The organism is Campylobacter sp. 2018MI10 (assembly GCF_018501175.1).
Lineage (GTDB): Bacteria > Campylobacterota > Campylobacteria > Campylobacterales > Campylobacteraceae > Campylobacter_E.
In genome coordinates this window covers 24,590-45,230 of record NZ_JAHCZD010000008.1, presented here as the reverse complement: position 1 = coordinate 45,230, position 20,641 = coordinate 24,590, and the positions used below count along the sequence as shown (strand labels likewise).

Annotated in this window: 22 protein-coding genes; 13 read left to right on the top strand and 9 right to left on the bottom strand. The window is 25.7% G+C overall.

Annotation, left to right across the window (positions count from 1 at the left end):
* The first annotated feature begins 7 nt into the window (after nucleotides 1–7).
* From KJR01_RS04985 to KJR01_RS04975, 3 genes are read left to right on the top strand one after another with little or no spacing between them, the layout of a single operon-like run.
* Nucleotides 8–1,174 (top strand): pyridoxal phosphate-dependent aminotransferase, encoded by a 1,167-nt coding sequence (locus tag KJR01_RS04985; RefSeq protein ID WP_214117560.1) that lies wholly within the window; start codon nucleotides 8–10, stop codon nucleotides 1,172–1,174.
* A complete protein-coding gene (queC, locus tag KJR01_RS04980; protein WP_214117559.1) occupies nucleotides 1,171–1,833 on the top strand; it encodes a 7-cyano-7-deazaguanine synthase QueC in 663 nt (220 codons plus the stop codon). Before KJR01_RS04985 ends, queC begins: the two co-directional genes overlap by 4 nt.
* A gap of 60 nt (nucleotides 1,834–1,893) precedes the next feature.
* On the top strand, nucleotides 1,894–2,331 hold the full coding sequence (locus KJR01_RS04975) for a hypothetical protein (protein WP_214117558.1): 438 nt from the start codon (nucleotides 1,894–1,896) through the stop codon (nucleotides 2,329–2,331).
* Between the two features lie 48 nt (nucleotides 2,332–2,379).
* On the opposite strand, the gene KJR01_RS04970 is transcribed toward KJR01_RS04975, so the two are convergent.
* The 7 genes from KJR01_RS04970 to KJR01_RS04940 are packed head-to-tail and all read right to left on the bottom strand — an operon-like array spanning nucleotide 2,380 to nucleotide 9,074.
* A complete protein-coding gene (locus KJR01_RS04970; RefSeq protein WP_214117557.1) occupies nucleotides 2,380–2,751 on the bottom strand; it encodes a flagellar basal body-associated FliL family protein in 372 nt (123 codons plus the stop codon).
* Nucleotides 2,748–4,034 carry an ATP-dependent DNA helicase gene (locus KJR01_RS04965; RefSeq protein ID WP_214117556.1) on the bottom strand — a complete coding sequence of 429 codons (1,287 nt, stop codon included), beginning with the start codon at nucleotides 4,032–4,034 and terminating at the stop codon, nucleotides 2,748–2,750. The genes KJR01_RS04970 and KJR01_RS04965 overlap by 4 nt, the downstream gene beginning before the upstream one ends.
* Nucleotides 4,021–4,410, bottom strand: a complete 390-nt coding sequence (locus tag KJR01_RS04960) for a hypothetical protein (protein WP_214117555.1) — start codon at nucleotides 4,408–4,410, stop codon at nucleotides 4,021–4,023. The genes KJR01_RS04965 and KJR01_RS04960 overlap by 14 nt, the downstream gene beginning before the upstream one ends.
* A gap of 14 nt (nucleotides 4,411–4,424) precedes the next feature.
* Nucleotides 4,425–5,594: an ABC transporter permease gene (locus KJR01_RS04955; protein WP_214117554.1), complete on the bottom strand. Its 1,170-nt coding sequence runs from the start codon at nucleotides 5,592–5,594 to the stop codon at nucleotides 4,425–4,427.
* The gene (locus tag KJR01_RS04950; protein WP_214117553.1) at nucleotides 5,591–6,754 is read right to left on the bottom strand and encodes a hypothetical protein; all 1,164 of its coding nucleotides are present in this window, start codon (nucleotides 6,752–6,754) and stop codon (nucleotides 5,591–5,593) included. Before KJR01_RS04950 ends, KJR01_RS04955 begins: the two co-directional genes overlap by 4 nt.
* Before the next feature lie 51 nt (nucleotides 6,755–6,805).
* A complete protein-coding gene (gene uvrC, locus KJR01_RS04945; RefSeq protein ID WP_214117552.1) occupies nucleotides 6,806–8,578 on the bottom strand; it encodes an excinuclease ABC subunit UvrC in 1,773 nt (590 codons plus the stop codon).
* On the bottom strand, nucleotides 8,547–9,074 hold the full coding sequence (locus tag KJR01_RS04940) for a hypothetical protein (protein WP_214117551.1): 528 nt from the start codon (nucleotides 9,072–9,074) through the stop codon (nucleotides 8,547–8,549). The genes uvrC and KJR01_RS04940 overlap by 32 nt, the downstream gene beginning before the upstream one ends.
* A 148-nt stretch (nucleotides 9,075–9,222) precedes the next feature.
* On the opposite strand from KJR01_RS04940, the gene nhaD reads away from it, so the two are divergent.
* From nhaD to KJR01_RS04915, 5 genes are all read left to right on the top strand, one after another.
* Nucleotides 9,223–10,518 carry a sodium:proton antiporter NhaD gene (gene nhaD / locus KJR01_RS04935; protein ID WP_214117550.1) on the top strand — a complete coding sequence of 432 codons (1,296 nt, stop codon included), beginning with the start codon at nucleotides 9,223–9,225 and terminating at the stop codon, nucleotides 10,516–10,518.
* 12 nt (nucleotides 10,519–10,530) lie between these two features.
* Entirely contained in the window at nucleotides 10,531–12,066 is a 1,536-nt protein-coding gene (gene guaA, locus KJR01_RS04930) for a glutamine-hydrolyzing GMP synthase (RefSeq protein ID WP_214117549.1), read from the top strand.
* A gap of 199 nt (nucleotides 12,067–12,265) precedes the next feature.
* Complete coding sequence (locus tag KJR01_RS04925; protein ID WP_214117548.1) at nucleotides 12,266–12,889, top strand: hypothetical protein; 624 nt, start codon at nucleotides 12,266–12,268, stop codon at nucleotides 12,887–12,889.
* A 15-nt stretch (nucleotides 12,890–12,904) separates the two neighbouring features.
* The gene (locus tag KJR01_RS04920; protein WP_214117547.1) at nucleotides 12,905–13,528 is read left to right on the top strand and encodes a hypothetical protein; all 624 of its coding nucleotides are present in this window, start codon (nucleotides 12,905–12,907) and stop codon (nucleotides 13,526–13,528) included.
* Between the two features lie 16 nt (nucleotides 13,529–13,544).
* Nucleotides 13,545–14,285 carry a hypothetical protein gene (locus KJR01_RS04915; protein ID WP_214117546.1) on the top strand — a complete coding sequence of 247 codons (741 nt, stop codon included), beginning with the start codon at nucleotides 13,545–13,547 and terminating at the stop codon, nucleotides 14,283–14,285.
* Between the two features lie 27 nt (nucleotides 14,286–14,312).
* On the opposite strand, the gene KJR01_RS04910 is transcribed toward KJR01_RS04915, so the two are convergent.
* Both KJR01_RS04910 and KJR01_RS04905 read right to left on the bottom strand, forming a co-directional pair.
* Complete coding sequence (locus KJR01_RS04910; RefSeq protein ID WP_214117545.1) at nucleotides 14,313–14,846, bottom strand: hypothetical protein; 534 nt, start codon at nucleotides 14,844–14,846, stop codon at nucleotides 14,313–14,315.
* Nucleotides 14,847–14,902: 56 nt separating this feature from the next.
* Nucleotides 14,903–15,544 carry a thioredoxin domain-containing protein gene (locus tag KJR01_RS04905; RefSeq protein ID WP_214117544.1) on the bottom strand — a complete coding sequence of 214 codons (642 nt, stop codon included), beginning with the start codon at nucleotides 15,542–15,544 and terminating at the stop codon, nucleotides 14,903–14,905.
* A 126-nt stretch (nucleotides 15,545–15,670) separates the two neighbouring features.
* Here KJR01_RS04905 and KJR01_RS04900 point away from each other — a divergent pair, with 126 nt between their 5' ends.
* The 5 genes from KJR01_RS04900 to KJR01_RS04880 are packed head-to-tail and all read left to right on the top strand — an operon-like array spanning nucleotide 15,671 to nucleotide 20,613.
* Nucleotides 15,671–16,240, top strand: a complete 570-nt coding sequence (locus KJR01_RS04900) for a hypothetical protein (RefSeq protein WP_214117543.1) — start codon at nucleotides 15,671–15,673, stop codon at nucleotides 16,238–16,240.
* Between the two features lie 50 nt (nucleotides 16,241–16,290).
* Nucleotides 16,291–18,228: a ribosomal protection-like ABC-F family protein gene (gene abc-f, locus KJR01_RS04895; protein WP_214117542.1), complete on the top strand. Its 1,938-nt coding sequence runs from the start codon at nucleotides 16,291–16,293 to the stop codon at nucleotides 18,226–18,228.
* Nucleotides 18,215–19,402 (top strand): M48 family metallopeptidase, encoded by a 1,188-nt coding sequence (locus KJR01_RS04890; RefSeq protein ID WP_214117541.1) that lies wholly within the window; start codon nucleotides 18,215–18,217, stop codon nucleotides 19,400–19,402. The genes abc-f and KJR01_RS04890 overlap by 14 nt, the downstream gene beginning before the upstream one ends.
* Complete coding sequence (locus KJR01_RS04885; protein WP_214117540.1) at nucleotides 19,386–20,189, top strand: HemK/PrmC family methyltransferase; 804 nt, start codon at nucleotides 19,386–19,388, stop codon at nucleotides 20,187–20,189. Before KJR01_RS04890 ends, KJR01_RS04885 begins: the two co-directional genes overlap by 17 nt.
* A complete protein-coding gene (locus tag KJR01_RS04880; protein WP_214117539.1) occupies nucleotides 20,176–20,613 on the top strand; it encodes a DUF4149 domain-containing protein in 438 nt (145 codons plus the stop codon). Before KJR01_RS04885 ends, KJR01_RS04880 begins: the two co-directional genes overlap by 14 nt.
* Nucleotides 20,614–20,641 lie beyond the last annotated feature (28 nt).

Below are 20,641 nucleotides of genomic sequence, written 5' to 3'. Positions count from 1 at the left end.
AGAGAATATGCAATTTTCAGAAAAAATTAAAGGTTTAGAAGAATCAATAACTTTAGCAATTACAGCTAAGGCAAAATTACTAAAAGAACAAGGCGTAAGAGTTATTAGTTTTAGTGCAGGAGAGCCTGATTTTGATACTCCGCAAGTTGTAAAAAATGCAGCTATTAAAGCGATAAATGATGGATGCGGAAAATACACTCCAGTATCTGGAACTACTGAAGTTTTAAAAGCAATTTGCACTAAGCTTAAAAAAGACCATAATTTAGATTATGAGACAAGTGAAGTAATAGCAAATGTTGGAGCTAAACATAGTTTATTTAATGCAATTCAAGCACTTGTTTGTGATGGCGATGAAGTAATAATCCCAGCTCCTTATTGGGTAACTTATCCAGAGCAAGTTAAGTATTCGGGTGGAGTTCCTGTGATTGTAACTCCTAAAAAAGATTTTAAAATCAGTGCTGATGAATTAAAAGCTGCAATTACACCTAAGACGAAAATATTAATATTAAATAATCCTAGTAATCCTAGTGGAGCTTTATATTCAAAAGATGAATTAATGGCATTAGCTAAAGTTTTAGAAGGCACTAGTATTGTTGTATTAGCTGATGAAATGTATGAAAAATTAGTTTATGATGGAGAATTTGTAGCGTTTGCAAGTTTAAGCGAAGATGCACTAAAACGCACGGTTACAATAAATGGACTTAGCAAATGTGCTGCAATGCCAGGATATAGATTTGGTTATAGTGCTAGTAAAAATAAAGAATTAAATAAATTAATGAAAAATCTTCAAGGTCAATGCACAAGTAATATTTGTAGTATAACTCAAGCTGCTGCAGTTCCTGCTTTAGTTGGAGAGATTGATAAAGATATTGAGATGATGAAAAAAGAATTCAAAAAAAGAAGAGATAAAGCTTGTGAAATGATTAATAGCATTAATGGGCTTAAATTAAGCGTAAAACCTAGCGGGGCGTTTTATTTATTTATTGATTGCTCTAGTGTTAATCCTGATGATGTTGAGTTTTGTGCTAAGCTTTTAGATGATAAAAAAGTAGCTTGCGTGCCAGGAAGTGGATTTGGCATGAGTGGTTATTTTAGAATTTCTTACGCAACTTCAATGGAAAATATCATAGAAGGTATAGAAAAAATCGCAGAATTTGTAAAGGAATATAAGTGAGTAAAATCGCTATAAGTATTTTAAGTGGAGGGCTAGATAGCTGCGTTAGCACTGCTTGTGCTATAAATGAAGGCTATAAAGTAATAGCCCTTCATTTTAATTATAGTCAAAGAACAGAGCAAAGAGAATTGCAAGCTTTTAATGAAATTTGCAAGTTTTATAATATAGAAAAATTAGTTGTGGATATGGATTTTTTCAAACAAATTGGCGGCTCTAGTTTAACTGATATGAGTTTAGAAATTCCAAAAGATGAATTAGGTAAAAATGGTGAATTGCCAAATACTTATGTGCCTTTTAGAAATGGGATTTTTTATAGTATTGCTGCTGCTGTTGCACAAAGATTTAATGCTAGTGCGATTTATACGGGTTTAGTTAGTGAGGATTCTAGCAATTATCCTGATACTACTTTAGATTTCGTTGAAAAAACCGCTTCGTTTATAAAAGAAGGTAGTGGAGAAGATATTAAAATAATTACTCCTTTAATCAAGCTAAAAAAATCAGATATAGTAAAACTTGGAATGAGCCTAAAAGCACCTTTAGAGCTTAGTTATAGTTGTTATGATAGTAATGATTTAGCTTGTGGTAAATGTGAATCTTGCCAATTAAGACTAAAAGGCTTTAGCGAAGCTGGATTTAAGGATTTGATAAAATATCAGTAAGATAAGATTTAAAATAAGAATTTAAAATTCTTATTTTAAATTCTATTAAAAGGAAAAGTTATGCTAAAGGTTATTTCTAAGATTGATGGATATATCATTTCTTATATGTCTTTTTTGATGTTTTTTAAATATTTGTCTGATTATATTGCTTCAAATGTTTCAATTCAAATTCTTTTATCATTTGTGTTTATGTATTTAATCAAACTAGCCTATCAACAATTTTTAAAAATAGAATATAAAAATATACAAAATAAAAATCAGATTTTTTCTATGTTTAAAATAGGCTTATTGCCAGCTATTTTATTATATTTTTTATGTGTGGATTTTTACGAAGCTTTTTTTACTAATTATATGAGCTTTTTGTTTATTAAATTTCCTATTGTTTTTTTAAATTCTTTTTTAAATATTTTATTTTTTGTAATTTTAATAATTATTTTAGCTTTTGTTTTAGGTTATATTAAATACTCTCAAGATAAAGATTTAGCTAATAATTTATAATAATAATTTTAAATAAGTTCTAAAATTTATGAACTTATTTATTAATTTTTATATTAAATTTGCGTCTTTTAATATCTCTTTTATTGCTTCTGCACTATCTTTGCTTTTTAGATTTATGATTAATATATCATCAATATTTACAGAGTATTTTTTACCTGCATATTTTATTATGGTTTTTTTGAGATTTTCCTTACCAAGTTCTGTAAATAAATCTTCGTAATAGTAGCTAGAAATCACCATATTAATACTATCTTGTATATAATCATTTTCGTTATTAACATTATCACCTATGATTTTTAAACTTAAAGTAATTTTTTTAAGCCCGTTTGATTTTGAATACAAATCGGTCTCAAAATTATTAATTTCTATACTATTTGCAAATGCAAAAATACTAAAAAATATTAGCATTATTTTTTTCATAATTGTTCCTTATCGCAAAATTGATAAAATGTCTTTACCACTTGATTTGTCTTTGCCTTTAGTCTAAACAAATTCTCATACGATTTATCACTTCCATTAAAAATAATTTTAAAATTATTAGGATTTGAACTTCTTGATAATGCAACATATAGCTGACCTTGTGCAAAAATCCTATCGCATTTGCAAATTAACTTATCAATACTCATTCCTTGACTTTTATGTATAGTAATAGCATATGATAATTTTAGTGGGAATGCTTTTAATATAGCATCAGGCTTGGTATCAACCAAATTAGGATTAACCCTATAGCTAGCTGCTATTTCAGGGTCATTAAAGTATAAAAATTCTTTAGGGTAAACTGAATAAATCATTCTATTAGATTTAATCTTTAATTCCTGCTCACTTTTATCCCACGCAATTATTTCTCCTTGCATTCCATTATAATAATTATCAGAATTATAAGTAAAAATAACTTTAGCTCCAATTTTAAAAATAAATTCTTCTTCAATTGGTTGAGCTTTTAGCCATTGTTTAAATTCTTTTTCTTGTTCTTCATTTAATTCTGTATTTTTTTTAATACTTGAGTTAAAAACATATTCTTCATCATCAATTTTTTTAAGTTTAGCATTATTTATATTTTTTGCTTCTTCATTGGTGCCACAAATAATTGTATAATCATCATAATTATTTATATCATCTTGAATTTTATACTTTTTAAAATACTCTATGCAAGTATTAGTTATATTGCCAATCCTAATACTTCTTAGATTTTCATAAAATTCCTTATCTTCCATTCTGTGCTGGGTAATTAACTCAATCACCTTAAAATTACATTCATTCCAATATTTAGAGCAAAAAGCATAATTTCCATCGGATTTTACAGGTTCGAGTTGATAAAAATCTCCAACTATTAGTAATTTTATATTGCTATAACCAAAAAGCCTTGAATAAATCATATCAAAAACATCACTACTAATCATTGAAATTTCATCAATTATTATTAAATCTATATTTGATAAAGACTTATTTAAAGCCATTAAATCATCTTTACTTGTTTTTAGCTCATTAATGTTTTTTGCAAGTCTTAGTTTAAAAAATCTATGAACAGTGTCTCCACCAATATTAATAGCAGCAAGTGCAGTGCTTGCTAAGACTATGGTTTTAAAAGCTTCACTTTTTATTATTTTTTCTATGGTGTAGGATTTTCCAACTCCTGCACCACCTGTTAAAAATACATTTCTTCCTTGCTTTAATAAATCAATGATATGTTTAATTTGATTCATCTAAGATATTTACTTTATAGTTTTTAGTAGTAAGATTATTTAATCTTAACATTAAATCATCAAAATTATCTCCATCATAAGGATAAAAAGCTACACAATCTCTTGCTTTAGTATTTAAAAAATCATATATTTCATTACTTATTATTTGTGTTTTTTCTTTACTTGTTCCAGAAAATAATATTATTATTCCACTATCTAGTTCAAATACACAATCAGTTTTTCTTAAAATACTAGCAATTACTTTTCTATGCTCTTCATCAGGGCTTTTGATATAAGTAAGACAAAATTCAAAATCTATATCATAAAAATACCTATAAATATTAGCAGTAAAAAATTCTACAACTTTTCTCATATCTTCTTTTTTAAACATTTGCATAACACAACTCCTTTTTATTCATTTCTTAAAGTTTTTAATACATCAATTTTACTTGCTTTATATGCTGGATAAAGTGATGATAACACTACTATTAAACTAGCACCTAAAATAATAAAGCAAAAATCACTCAAGCTTAAATTAATAGGTAATTTTGAACTACCATAAACATCAGCTGGTAAAGAAATAATATCAAAAGTATCTAAAAACCAAAGTCCAAAAAATCCTAATAAACAACCAAAAATAATTCCAACAAATCCTATAAAACAACCAATGGTAAAAAATGATTTTTGTATTTCGCTTTTGCTTGTTCCTAACGCTAAAAGTAGGGCTATTTCATTTCTTCTATTTAAAACTATCATAAATAATGAAGTTATTATATTTAAACTAGCAATAATTACTATCATCATTAAAATAAAAAATAATGCTTTTTTTTCTAAGTCAATTGCACTTAAAATATTGCCGTTTTGCTCCCACCAGCCAACTAAAAAATAATTATTTTTGTATTTTTCATTTAATTTTTTAATTTCTTCTTTAGGGTTTGCAGTATCTATGTGAATGCCTGTAATCTCATTATTTTTTAATACCTTTTGTAAATCTTTAATATCTACATACACATATGATGAATCATAAGCATTTAGACCTGAATGAAAAGTATTATTTACATAAAAACTTTTTATATTAGGTGTAATACTAAAAGCATTTGCATTAAGATTTGTAAAAATTATATGTATTTTATCTTCTTTATTAACTTCTAATCTTGAAGCTAGTAAATTGCCTAAAATTGCGGGGAATTTCAAATTAGAATTTAAATAATAATCTTTAAAAATTTTATTTACTTCTTTTTCTTTTTCAAAATCAATCCCAAAAATTATAGCACCTCTCATTTCATTACCATATTTAATAGCGGCTTGTGTTTGAATAAAAGGACTGATTTTATAATTTTTACTTAATTCATTTATTAATTCTTCATCAATTAATGTGGTTTTAGGATATAAAGTAATTGGATAATTCATAGTAAGTAACTTATCAATAAAGCTTTTATTCATTCCATTCATTACTGCCATAGTTATTATTAAAACACAAACTCCTAAAGCTACTCCGATAAAAGCAAGTAGCTTAGTAATCATAATAAATGGCATTGATTTATCAAATCTTAGGTATTTAAAAAGCAAGTATCTAATCATAAATATTTCTTCATTACTTCTGCGATTTGTGTTTCTGTAGCATCTTTAATAATCAAATCTGCAAAATCTAAATTCTTTTTAGCGTGTTTATTGCCTAAAAATAACATTATAAAAGTATTTGGATTTTCGCTTTTTACTTGATTAATATTGCTAACTAAACTTTCATAATCAAATAAAATAGCCTCATATCCAATGGCAATGATTTTATAATTATTTTTTAGTTCATCTTTAAATGAACTTATACTATCTACTTTTTTATTCAATTTTGCGTGTTTATTTGCGATATGATATAAATAATCACTTTGCATATCAGAACTAAGCAATATTAATACATCGTTTTGATAATTTGTTGTATTCATATCACTCTTATAATCATTTAGCATTGTTACTAAAATATTTTTTAATTTATTTTTATTAAAAGGTCTTTTTAAAAAACTATCTTTATTGCAATTTTCACTTAAGATAATTGTATTTTTTTCTTTATAATTAAAATTTTCATCGGCTATAACGCAGGCATAATTTGAAAAATCATTAATTTTTGTATAAAAATCAACACTAATTCCGTATTGATTTAGCAATGTTTCTAGTAAAAAGTTTTCTAATAAATCATTATTTAAAATAGCTATTTTTGCACCTTCAAAATTAGGATTTAACTCATTATCAAAATTATCGTAATTAGTTTCGTATGTAATTGTAGTTTTTGTTAAAGAGTATATATTTTGAATATTATCTTCATTATGCTTTTCTATTAATTCTTTAATTTGATTTAAATTCTTATCATTTGTATAAGATAACACGGCATTTATATTCTTTAATTGTTTAGCATTATCAATTAAATGCTTATGTAAAAATTCATTGTGATTTTGCAAAGCCATCATTTTTTGTTTGATTTTACCAACCTCATCAACGATTAATCTTAAATTCTTATTCAAATCTAAGTTATCGCTATTAGCACCTAAACTTTTTAAAATTTCTTTTAAAATATTTATTTTTTGGTTAGCACTTTTTTTTCTAATTAATGCAGCCATAAAACTAACAGCATTAAATATCAAAATTATTGCTAGAATAATTGTAAAAATTGTTTGATTTAATAGGTTTTCTATAAATAAACTTGCTATTAAAATAGCACATAATAATATATTAAACAAGCTTGGGAACACAACAATCCTTTATATAATTTAGAGCATAATTATGTCTATTAAATTAAATGATTACTTAATAATTTGGCTAATTTTAGTTGCTACATTTTTATTTGTTACTTTTGCTATTTCATCATAACTTGCATTGTATATATTTTCATAATTTTCAAAGTATTTTAATAATTTTACGATACTAGCTTTTGAAATTCCAATTTGCTCTAATTTTGATGATTTTATATCTTGTTTTCTTTTTGCGTTTTGATGGCAAGTAATTGCAAATCTATGAGCTTCATCTCTTAGTTTTTGAATAAATTGCAATATTTCATCACTTGTTTTAAGATTAAATTCTTTATCCTTAAAATGTATTTTATCCCTAGCAGCACCTTTTGCTCTATGTGCTAAATGATTTAATTTTTCTTTAGAAATTGCAATTACATCTAAATTGATTTCATTTTGAGCTAAAAGCTCGTTTGCTAAATCTAATAAAGCCTTACCACCATCTATAACCCACAAATCAGGACAGGCTGATTTATCAAAAGAATTTATCCTTCTAGTAAGCATTTCTCTCATTTGTTCATAATCATTATTGCTAGTAAGATTAAATCTTTTATAATTATTTTTATTAAAACTATTAGAAAACACATCATAACTAATTAAAGCTCCGATTATTGCTTGACCTTGAAAATGTGAATTATCAAATACTTCAATATTATAAGGAGTATTGCTAAGATTAAAAAAGCTTTTTAGCTTATTTGCTATATTATTTTCAGTCTTTTCAAGATTTATTAAAGCATTGTTTTTAGCTAATTGAATTAGTTTTTTTATCTCTAAAGTTTTTGCGATTTTTATATTTACTTTATGATTTGCAAGATTGCTTAAGTATTCTTCTAAGAGTTCTATATTTTCATTGTGATTTTCTATATAAATATTGTTTGGAATTATTCCTTCTTTATAGTTTGCTAGTATTAATTGGGTTAAAAAATCACCTTCTTTATTAGATATTTTTTCATTTATTACGCTTATTACTTTTCCGTGATTTATCACTAATCTAGTGCTTGATAAAAATTCATTATTATTGGTTATTGCAAATACATCAAAACTAACATCTTTTGCCAAATCCACTTCAATTTCTTGATTTAAATTCTTTATATGATTTATCATATCTCTTATTTTTGCCGCTTCTTCGTAGTTTTCATTATCAGCATATCTAAACATTTTTTCATTTAAAATTTGTAGCATTTGTTTTGGATTTTTAAGAGCTTGCAAGGCTTGTTTTAAGATATTTTCATATTCATCTTTAACACTAAACTCACAAGGAGCTAAACATCTTGACATATCATAAAATATACATCTTTTTTTACAGCTTTTCATTTGTCTTAATGGATAACATAAATACAATGCTTCTAACAAATCCTTAGCCCCACTAGCATAAGGCCCATAATATTTAGTCAGTGGGTCTTTTTTAACCTTTCTAGTTATCTCAAATCTTGGATAAGTCTCTTTTAAATCACAGCAAATATATGGATAAGTCTTATCATCTCTTAATAAAATGTTATATTTTGGTCGCATTTGTTTAATTAATGAATTTTCTAAAATCAGTGCGTCTAATTCACTATTTGTAGCGGTATATTCTAAATTATTTGCTTCTTCAATTAATTTTATAATTCTAGGAGAGTTTTTAGGATTTGCTCTAAGGCTTGGAGTAAAGGCAAAATAGCTTTTAACTCTTTTTTTTAAATCTTTTGCTTTACCTACATAAAGCAAGGTATTATTATGATAATATCTATAAACTCCAGAAGAATTTGGTAATGATTTAATTTTGTCTAAGAGATTTGATTTTTGCATTTGTTTTTTTGATACTTTCTTTTAGATTATTTATTAATATTTTTTGTTCTTCATATATCGCTAGATTTTGAAAATTCTCACACATTAAATCTTTTAAAAATATTTTTGGTTGTTTTGATTTTTCATAATCAATATATGCTTTTAAAATAGCATTAGAATTAATTATAATTTCTTCTTCAAATAGATTTAAAATAGCAGCGTCTTTTGGATTAATTCTTTTATATATTTTAATATGTTCTTTTAATGTTTTTATAGTTGAATCATTTCTTAAGTCTTGTGCTAAAGTCGGATGATAAACTCTAATTCTAAAGCAATTTTTATTATATTTTTTAAATACATCACAAACTACACCTTTTTGAGTTAATTTATATTTAAGGTCAGGTGGCATACTTAAAATAAATAATTTTAATTGCTTATTAATCTTTAAAAATAAAAGGTTTTTATTATGAGAAGAAAGAATATTATGAATATTTTCAATGTTTTTAAATTCCACCATATTGTTTTACTTGCTGCCTTGTTGTTTTCTGCTTGTGGGTATAAAAGCGACCCAAGTTATTATAATAACAAGTCAACGCAAACGCAAAAATTACCCTTTGTTGAATTAGAGTAAATAATATCTATCATTTTTTTAAAAAGGAGCTTTTATGGAAATTACATTTTCATGGGCGGGAATTTTATGTTTAGTGATATTTATCATCGGTTACTATTTTATCGCAGCTGAAGATAAATATCATATAAACAAAACAAAACCTGCAATATTTATCGGAACTTTAATGTTTATTATTTTAGGGCTTTATTTGTGTCTAAATGGAAAAAGCACAGAGCCATTAGAACATGAAGTAAAGGATTTAATAGAAGAGATTGCTGAAATAGTGTTTTTCTTAATGGTTGCTATGACTTATATTGAAGCTTTAATTGAGCGTAATGTGTTTAATACCTTAAAATATAAGCTTGTAACAAAGGGATATACTTATAGAAAATTATTTTGGCTAACTGGACTTTTAGCATTTTTCATATCTCCTGTTGCTGATAATTTAACTACAGCTTTAATTCTTTCAACCGTTTTACTTACAATTGACAATCAAAAAAAGGAATTTTTAGTTCCTGGTGCTATAAATATAGTTGTAGCTGCAAATGCAGGTGGAGCTTGGAGTCCTTTTGGAGATATTACAACTCTTATGGTTTGGACTGCTGGTAAAAGTCCTTTTATAGACTTTTTCGCATTATTTCCTGCTAGTTTCCTTGGTTGGTGGCTTACTGCGTTTTTATTAAGCAAATTCGTTCCAAATGTAAAACCTAATTTTGATGAAAAATCTTTAAAAGTTGAGCGTATAAAAGATGGTGGAAAAATCATTATTTTCTTAGGTGCTTTAACGATTTTTAGTGCAGTTTTAATGCACTCATTATTTGGCTTACCTGCTATGTGGGGAATGATGTTTGGCTTATCACTTTTAAGCCTTTATACTTATAGATTTAATGTCGCTCGTGGTAAAAAAGATATAAATATATTTTCATATATGACTAAAATTGAAATGGATACATTGCTATTTTTCTTCGGTATTTTAGCTGCTGTTGGAGCGCTTCATTTTGCAGGTTGGCTAGCTTATGCTTCAAGATTATATGATTTTGCTGGAGTTATGAGCACAAATATTGGAGTTGGATTTTTAAGTGCGGTAGTTGATAATGTGCCTGTAATGAGTGCAGTTTTAAAAGCAAATCCAAATATGAATATAGATGATTGGCTTTTAGTAACCTTAACAGCTGGAATAGGTGGCTCATTAATTAGTTTTGGTTCTGCTGCTGGGGTTGGAGTAATGGGAAAAATGCGTGGAATTTATACCTTTGGCTCTCATATGAAATATGCTTGGACTGTTTTATTAGGTTATGTTCTAAGTGTTATTGTTTGGTGGTTACAATTTGAATATTTTGATTTATATTAGGAAAGGAAATTAATGGAAAAAGCAGATATTTTAGTGCTTGACTTTGGGTCGCAATATACCCAACTTATTGCTAGAAGACTTAGAGAGCAAGGAGTTTATACACTTATTTTACCATTTAATATTAGTGCGAATGATATTAAAAATTATGAGCCTAAAGGTATTATTTTAAGTGGTGGTCCTGCTAGTGTTTATGCAAATGATGCTTATTTTTGCGATAAAGAAATTTTTGATTTAGGTTTGCCGATTTTAGGGATTTGTTATGGAATGCAGTTAATGGCTCATCATTTTGGAGCAGTTGTTGCACCTGCAGGGCATAAAGAATATGGTAAAGCTAAAATTAGCATTCAAGAAGATAGTTGTTTATTTAAAAACTTACCTAAATCTCAAGTGGTTTGGATGAGCCATTCTGATAAGGTTGAGAATTTACCAGCAGGATTTAAAACTATTGCTGTTAGTGATAATAGTCCATTTTGCGTATATGGTAATGATGAGAAAAAAATGTATGCCTTACAATTTCATCCTGAAGTTCAACATAGCGAATTTGGTAAAAATATTCTTAAAAACTTTGCAAAATATGTTTGCAATTGCGAAAGCGTTTGGAATATGGGTTCATTCGCTAAGACACAAATTGAGAAAATTAAAGAGCAAGTTGGAGATAAAAAGGTTCTTTGTGCAATTAGTGGTGGTGTAGATAGTAGCGTTGTGGCTGCATTGCTTGCTAGTGCTATTAAAGAACAAACTATTTTAGTTTTTGTTGATACTGGATTACTTAGAAAAAATGAAAAAGAGCAAGTAGAAAGTATGCTTAAATTAAAATTTGGAATAGAATTAAATACTATTGATGCAAGAGAAATTTTCTTAAAGAAATTAAAAGGTGTAACAGACCCAGAAACTAAGCGTAAAATTATCGGAAATACCTTCATTGAAATATTTGAAGATTTTGCAAAAAAACAAGAAGGTGTTGAATTTTTAGCTCAAGGCACTTTATATACTGATATTATTGAAAGTAGCGTTGTAGGTAGCTCAAAAACAATTAAGAGCCATCACAATGTAGGTGGCTTACCTGAAAAGATGAATTTAAAATTAGTTGAACCTTTAAAAGAAATATTTAAAGACGAAGTAAGATTGCTTGGACTTGAATTAGGTCTTACTAAAGACTTAGTATATCGCCATCCTTTCCCAGGTCCAGGACTTGCAATTAGAATTATGGGTGAAGTAAATGAAGAAAGCCTAAATATCTTAAAAGAAGCTGATGATATTTTCATTCAAGAGCTTAAAGCAAATGGTTATTATGATAAAACTTGGCAAGCATTTTGCGTATTGTTAAATGTAAGAAGCGTTGGAGTAATGGGTGATAATAGAACCTATGATAATGCAATAGCTTTAAGAGCAGTTGATGCAAGTGATGGTATGACAGCTACATTTTCTCATTTACCTTATGAATTATTAGAGAATGTAAGTAGAAGAATTATAAACGAAGTTAATGGAATTAATAGAGTAGTTTATGATATTTCTAGTAAGCCACCTGCAACTATAGAATGGGAATAAAATTCCAAATAACCCTAGCTTAATTAATACCTAAGCTAGGGTTAATAAAACTCTTTTAAAAACATTTAAATCCTTTTATAAAAATATCAAGCTTTTTAATGAGAAGATTTTAATATAAAATAAATTATATTAATAAAAATTATAATTTTAATTGTATTTTATGTATTTTAAATACTATTCAAGCAAAAAAGGTAAAACTATGAAATGTATTGGTAAAATTTTTAATATTTTAAAACTTATCATAGGTATTTTAAAAAATATTTTTCTTGCTTTATTTATAATTTTTTTTATACATCTTGTATCTTTAATTTATATCAATGTTTGTAATGATATATTATTGCTTTGCACGATAGTTTTTGCTTTTCTTTATTTGTTAATGTCAATGATTATAAGAGATTATAAACCTTCTAAAAAAGTTTTATATATTTTTATTACTTTATCAACTTTGCTAATAATTTCACAATTTTATATAACACATATAAAAGAACCAAATGAATTAATAAAAATGATTATAAGTTCTAATAAAGGGTATTTTACAGATGGAAAGAAAGGCGGATATATCTATGTGATAAAAAATGATTTAGATTTATTTGATTATGTTAATACAAAAATAAGAGATAATACTAAAAAATATTTTGAGGATAGTGGATTTAAACAAATTAAATTTAAAAATAATGTTTATTCTTGCAAGAAGATTATAAAAGGTCAATATTATGATATAACATTCGTTAGTAATGAAACAGACAATGGTATTGTAGCGAAATATATTGTAATAGAATACGAGCCATTTCTTGGAATAGAATATATACAAGATTTATTTTAATAAAAAAGGAAAGTAATGAAAAACTATATTAATATGCTAATATCTTGGGTTATTATTAATTTAAATAGCAAGGATAAAGCTTTAATAGATTTTGATTATTTTAAAGCTATGTTTTTTCCATTTTCTTATTTGAAGATTAGTATTTATAGATTTTTATTATTCTTGTTTTATTTATCACTTTATTATTCTGTTGATTTAGGACTTTTGACTAAAGCATTTTCACATAACTCAAATGATAGCTATATATTTTTCAACATAATTTTTACAATTATTCATTTTTTCATTTTACCTTATATGTGGTTTTTTGCTAGTTTTAAAAATAAAATTTCACATAAAATCAATATTGAATATGCGTATATAAGTTTGATTTTTATTGTTGCATTATTGTATCTTTTTTATAATATTTTTCCTAGTTTTAGCTTATTAGTTATATCTTTAATAATACATATTGTGTGTTATTTTTTTAGAGTTAAGACAATTTATTTATTTTTTTTAACTATTGCTATTTTTATTACTTACTATCAACAATTTTATAAAATATTTTCAAAAGAAGTTATTTTAAATATTAATTTGTTTTATATGTATTTAGCTCTTGCAATAAATTATATTTACAATAAAATTATTTCAAAACTAAAATAATATAATGCGAGAAAATATGACTTTTAAAAATGATTTTATTGTATTTATAAAAAATATACTTTTTTATCTAGCTTGGTTTTTCTTTTTCGTAGCTTTAGCTTTATTTTATTTAATCTATATAAATCCATTGAGTTTTAATAATCACTTGGATTTTATAATTTATTTGATAATTTCAAGTCTATCTTTTATGCTTTATTACATAATTTCTAAAAGGCTAAAAAACTTTGAAATATATTTAAAAGATAGATTTTTTAGTGTTTTAAAATATTTTTCATTTAATATAATGTTTATTGCCTTAGCTAATGCTTTATTTAATCTTTATGTAAAAAATGATTTTATTTTAGATATTATTTATGCGATTTTATTTTTCATAATTTATAAATTAGTTGGTAAAAATACAATTAAATACCAAGCACTTGTTTTAGCTATCTTGCTAGTATTTTGCGCCTATAAATATTATGATTATTTTTTAAAACTGCCAAATGAACTTGTAATGCAGATTATAAAGGCTAAAACGATTAATTTTGATGATTATTTTTTAGTAGATGATATTAATTTAATCAATGCACTTAATAAAAACATAAAGGATAAAAGCCCTTATGAAGTTTATGAATATTTTAAAGAATTTAAAATGCTAAGGTGTTATAAAAACGCTAATATTTGTTATAAAAATGTAGTATTTGGAAAAATGGTTTTTATAACTTTAATTTATAAAAATAAAGTAATCCAAGAAATTCATTATAAGGTATATAAGTAGGATTTGCTTATTTTGCGTAAAGTAGATTTATTTTCTATCTGCTTTATAATATATTTTATTTATTTGATTATCTTGCAATTTTATTGCTATATCAACTGGGTTTTTATAAATAGTATCTTGAAAATACAGCATATTATTTTTCTCATTTTTTCTAAATCCATATTCTTTTAGATATTTAAGAATTTCATCATTGTTTTTATCTAATAATACAGCGTTGAGTTCTTTTGTAGTAACTTCATTTGTTATGCAATATCTTTGATTTTCTAGGCAAGTTTTATTAGCTTTTATGATTTTTGCTATTAAATCACTTGGCTCTTTTATAAAAAATTCATAGTATTTATAAGCAGATACTAAAGCTAAAATTATTAAAAAGTATTTATTAAATTTAATCTCATCTAATCTCTTTTTAATACTTCCATAAATAGCAGAAAGCAAAATTGCAGATATAAAATAATAAGCAAAATTAAAGCCCATAAAAAGCTCAATCAAACCAACAACTACGCATAACCAAGATAAATAATAAGATAAATATTGTAAGAGTTTTATAATTTTATGCAACATTTCACTACTTCATAATGCAAGTATTATAAATATTTAGGATTTACCTAAGTAAATCCTTATTTTTTAGATAGTTCGTTTATCATATCTATAAGCATTTGTGGAGATTTTGCATAAGCTAAATTGATTACATATTTTCCATTTACAATAAAGGTTGGAGTTCCGTAAGTATTAGCAATTTCATTTGCAATATCAGTTGAGCTTAATAAATATTTTCCTTCAGGGCTTTGCAAGAAGCTTTCTAATTTTTTCTTTGAAATTCCAAGAATACTTAGACCAGATTTATAAAATTCATCAGGATTATTATTCCAAGTTGATTTATTTTTAAACATTTCAACAAAATAAACGCTACTAATTTTATCATATAGGCTATTTTTATCAATCAAGCTAATTTTATTTTTTTCATCTTGATAATGTGCGTATGCAAGTAAATTAGCCATTTCTTGACCAAATTTTCCCCAAGTTTTTACCATCATTAATCTAATATCTAAATCTTTTAATTGCTCTTTTATTAGTCCTAAAGTATTGTGATTGTGGTGTAAATAACAATGCGAACATTGATAAGACCATATTTCTGTTAAAGAATTATCAGAATTTGGAATTGGATTTTCAAGCACATTGTATTCTACACCTTCACTTAAGGCAAATAAGTTTGAACTAACAAGCAACACTAAAGCTAACTTTTTAATTTGTTTTAACATTTTTTCTCCTTAAAAAAATTGCATAAATATATAAAATTTTAATTAATAAAAATTTTCTATTAGAAATGATAATGATTAACAAAATATCGTATAATAATGGTTCAATTTAAAAAAAAGGATAAAAAAATGAAAAAGATATTTTCTTCAATTATCGCTACTGCGATTTTAGGCTCAAGTGCTTATGCAATTACTATTGATGAAGCTAGTGTAAAAGCTCATTTTGTTGGCTTTAAAATGACAAAAAAATTAGGTGTTCCTGGTGTTATTGATGATGCTAAATTTGAATTTAGCAAAACAAGTGGCTCTGTTGTAGATATTTTAAACGGAACTAAAGCAAGTATGGATTTTGCTAACGAAAATACAAAAGATAAAATTCGTGAAAACAATATCCATAGAACTTATATTGCAAATCTAAAAAATAGCAAAATTGAAGCTAGTTTAAAAGATGTAAAAGGTGATGAAACAAGTGGTAGTGCTACAGGTGTAATCACATTTAATGATATTACAAAAGAAATTCCAATGACTTATAGTGTAACTGATGGTAAATTAGTTGTAAAAGGAGTAATCAATATGAATACTGATTTTAATACAACTGAAGCATTTACAGCACTTTCAACTGATAAACAAATCTCGGCACTTCACGGAAAGAAAACTCACGAAGAAGTTGAAATTTATTTTGATGTAGATGTTAAATAATCTTTAAAGGCTAGAATACTAGCCTTTAAAAAACTTAAGGATTATTTAAATTGATTTTAATAGATTATATTGATATTGATAAAGCTTACGGCGAAAAAGTTATTTTAAAAAATGTAAATTTTAGTATAAACGATGGCGAAAAAATCGCAATAATAGGTAAAAACGGGCAGGGCAAATCTACATTTTTAAAAATAATTACTAAAGAAATAGAACCTGATAATGGTAGGGTTTTGATTAATTCAAGTATAAATTTTTCTATGCTTTCTCAAAGCATTAATATAGATTATAATCTTAGTGTAGATGAATATATTAAATTAGAATTAGGCGATATTTTTAATGCTTTAAGCGAATATAATGAGATTAATTCTAAACTATCAACTAATCCAAATGATAAAGAATTATTACAAAAACAACAAATTTTATTTGATTTAATAGAGAGCAAGGACGCTTGGAGTATTGATAGCAAAATAAATAGAGCTTTAAAAGAATTTGAATTAAGTAGTTTTATAAATAGAAATCTAGCAAGTCTTAGTGGTGGAGAATTAAGAAGATTAAGCCTTGCTTGTATGCTGCTTAAATCTCCTGATGTTTTGATTTTAGATGAGCCTACGAACCACTTAGATGTAACTATGTGTAAATACCTTGAAGATATGTTAAAAGCTAGTAAAAAATGTGTTATTTTTATAAGTCACGATAGATATTTTATAGACAATATTGCAAGTAAATGCGTAGAAATAGAAGATGCAAAATTAAGAGAATTTGAAGGTGGGTATTCAAATTATTTACAAGCTAAGGCAAGATTACTAGAAAGCCTTAATAAAAGCTATGAAACTTTAGTAAAACAATTAAAAAGCGAAGAAGAATGGCTGCGTCGTGGGGTAAAAGCAAGGCTTAAGCGAAATGAAGGCAGAAAAGAGCGTATTTTTAAAATGCGTGAAGAGGCTAAAAAAAATCCTAGTATTTTGAATAGGCTAAGAGTTGAGCTTGCCCGTGCAAGTGATATAAAATCAAATCCACTTATAGCAAATAAGAAAAAAATGCTTTTTGAATTACACGATATTAGCCTAACGCTAGGCGAAAAATTATTATTTAAGCCATTTAATGCAAGGATTTTACAAGGTGAAAAAATAGCAATTGTAGGCAAAAACGGCTGTGGAAAATCTAGCTTTTTACAAATTCTACTTGAAAAACTTCGTCCTAGCAGTGGTTTTATAAAAAAAGGTGAGATAAATATAGGATATTTTGACCAGAAAAAAAGTGATTTAAAAGATGATGAAACTTTGATTGAGTATTTTTGTCCAAATGGCGGTGATACTATCAATGTAAAAGGCTCTAATATGCATGTATATGGATATTTAAAGCATTTTTTATTTCCTAAAGAACAACTTACTTATAAAATTGGCTCACTTAGTGGTGGCGAAAAAAGTAGGGTGGCTTTAGCAAAACTTTTTACAAAAGATTATGAAGTATTAATTTTAGATGAGCCTACTAATGATTTAGATATTGCTACGATTAATATTTTAGAGCAGTATTTAATGGATTTTAAAGGTGCTTTGATATTTGTAAGTCATGATAGATATTTTACGGATAGACTTGCTACTAAGCTTTTTGCCTTTTCAAATCAATCAATTGAAATTGAAACTATGAAATTTAGTGAGCTTTTAGAATTAAACGATGAATTAAGCGAGTTAAATAGCGAAATAGAAAATGATAAAGAAAAACCAGTAAAAGTTGAGCGTAAAAAAAGCGTAAAATTAAGCTATAAACAAAATAAAATCCTAGAAGAACACCCAGTTAAAATTGAAGAGATTGAAAAAGAAATTAGATTATTAAATGAATACTTAAGCGACCCTACAAAATATGAAAAATATGGGATATTGGCTCTTAATGAAAGACTTGAGAATTTAAATCAGGAATTAGAGCTTTTAGAAAATGAGTATTACGAAGTTTTAGAACTTACAGAAAGGTTAGAAAATGTTGATAATTAGTATAATTAGTGTAATTTTTGTGATTGAAACAATACTTAAATTACTTGAAATAAATCATATTAAAACAAAAACAAATAAAGGTTTTTTAAGTGATGAGCAATTTATAGAATTTAAAAATATAGCTATAGTTGAGCATAAATTTTCAATACTAAATAATTTTTTAGCACTTATTTTAAATTGCGTATTTATATTGGTGTTATTTAATGTATTAAAGGTTCATTTTGAGCCTAATTCACTGCTTGATAATACTATTTTAGTTTTATTGTATTTTATTATAAATTCTTGCATTCTAACTTGCTTAGATTATTATAAAACTATGGTTGTTGATACCAAGCACGGCTTTAATAAAAAAACTCCTAAAATGTATTTTAAAGACCTTTTAAAATCATTAATCTTATTAGTAATTATAGGTGGAGCTTTAGTTTATATTTTGCTTTTTGCTATTGCTAAATTAGGCGAGTTTTGGTGGATAGGTGGCTTTGTTATTTTATTTATTTTTAGTCTTTTAGCTATGGTTATTTATCCTAATTTTATAGTTCCATTGTTTAATAAGTTAAGCCCTGTAGAAGGTGAATTAAGAGATGATATTGCAAAATTATTAGATGAATGTGGCTTTAAAAGTAATGGGGTATTTAGTATGGACGCTAGTAAAAACGATACTAGACTTAATGCTTATTTTGCGGGTATGTTTGGAGCAAAAAAAGTAGTTCTTTATGATACTTTAATCAATGCTATGAGTAAAGATGAATTACTTGCCGTATTAGCTCACGAATTAGGGCATTTTAAACATAAAGATATTTTAAAAATGCTTTTTATAAGTGGTTTAAATCTATTAATTACCTTTGCGTTTTTTGGATATTTTTCAAGTTTTTTTGAAAATCAATTTAATTTAGAAGGTTTTGTATCTAGCCCGTTGTTTGCTTTTATTATGGTAGGCTCGGCAATTTCGTTTATTTTAAGTCCTATTTTAAATTCTATTTCAAGAAAAAATGAATTTAGTGCAGATAAACACGGAGCAATAAAAACTAGCAAAAACGATATGATAAGTGCTTTAAAGGTATTAGCTATTCATAATAAAGCCTTGCTAGATCATAACGCTATTTATGAAATGATTTATAAAACTCATCCGAGTTTAAGTAGAAGAATAAGTGCATTAAATGATAGCCACATTTAACGAATTAAAAGCCCTAAGCAATGAAGTAATTGCAAGACAGATTATAATGGAGTATTTTTCATATTCAATGCTTGAATATTCAGTCGCAAGGGCAAATGTGATAAATCCAAGCGATAAAATTAAACTTTTAAGTATTGCAAACGAATACAAAAACGGCACTCCATTGCAATACATATTCTCAAAAACTTATATAAAAGATTTAGAATTTAAATGTGCTAAAGGAGTGTTAATTCCTAGAAATGATACTGAAATACTAATAGATTTAGCAATAAATCTAATAAATCAAAATAATATAAAAAATATTTTTGAAATAGGTTTTGGAAGTGGGATTATTAGTATATTTTTAAAATTATTTACAAAAGCAAATATAAAAGCTTGTGATATAAACAAATTAGCCTTAAAACTAGCCAATGAAAATGCTAAATTGCATAATGTAAATTGTGATTTTTTTATTAGCGATTTTATGAAAGTTAATTTTAAAGACTATGAACTAATTATCTCAAATCCTCCATATATTAGCACCGAATATAATTTAGATAAATCAGTATTAAAAGAGCCTAAAACAGCGCTTTTTGGTGGTAAAAAAGGATATGAGATATTATTTAAAATAATTGATAAATGTTATTTAGAAAATGTGAGATTTTTAATGTGCGAATTTGGATATGATCAAAAAGAAATCCTAAATGATTATCTAAAAGAAAAGAATTTTAAGGCTAGTTTTTATAAAGATTTAAATGGTTTTGATAGAGTTTTTATAGCAGAAAGGTTAGATTATGAAAAAAATTAATGATTTTTTATTAGCTGGAATAATTTTTGTAGAATTATTCATAGGAATTGTTGTTGCTCCTATTATTTTTTATCCTAGTGCAATTATTGGAGATGGGATTTTAAGTCACTTTCAAAGCGGACTTTTGATGACACAAGTGTTTGTAAAATTTAATTATTTGTTACTTTTCGTAAGTTTATTAAATATTATTTATGAAAGTATTTCAAATAAATTATTTAGTTTAAAGCCAATTTTAAGCCTAATAATTTTGATTTTAGCCTTAGTATTTGTATTTTATTATACAGCTAATGTGCTTGATATGCAGGCTTTAGGCGTTACTGATAGTAAAGATTTTGATGATAATCATAAGCAAAGTGAAATGATTTTTAAAGTTATGGTTATTTTACAATTAATATTATTTTTTACTAAGAAAAAAGAAAAATAGGCTATAATCGGCAAAATTTAAAAGGAGT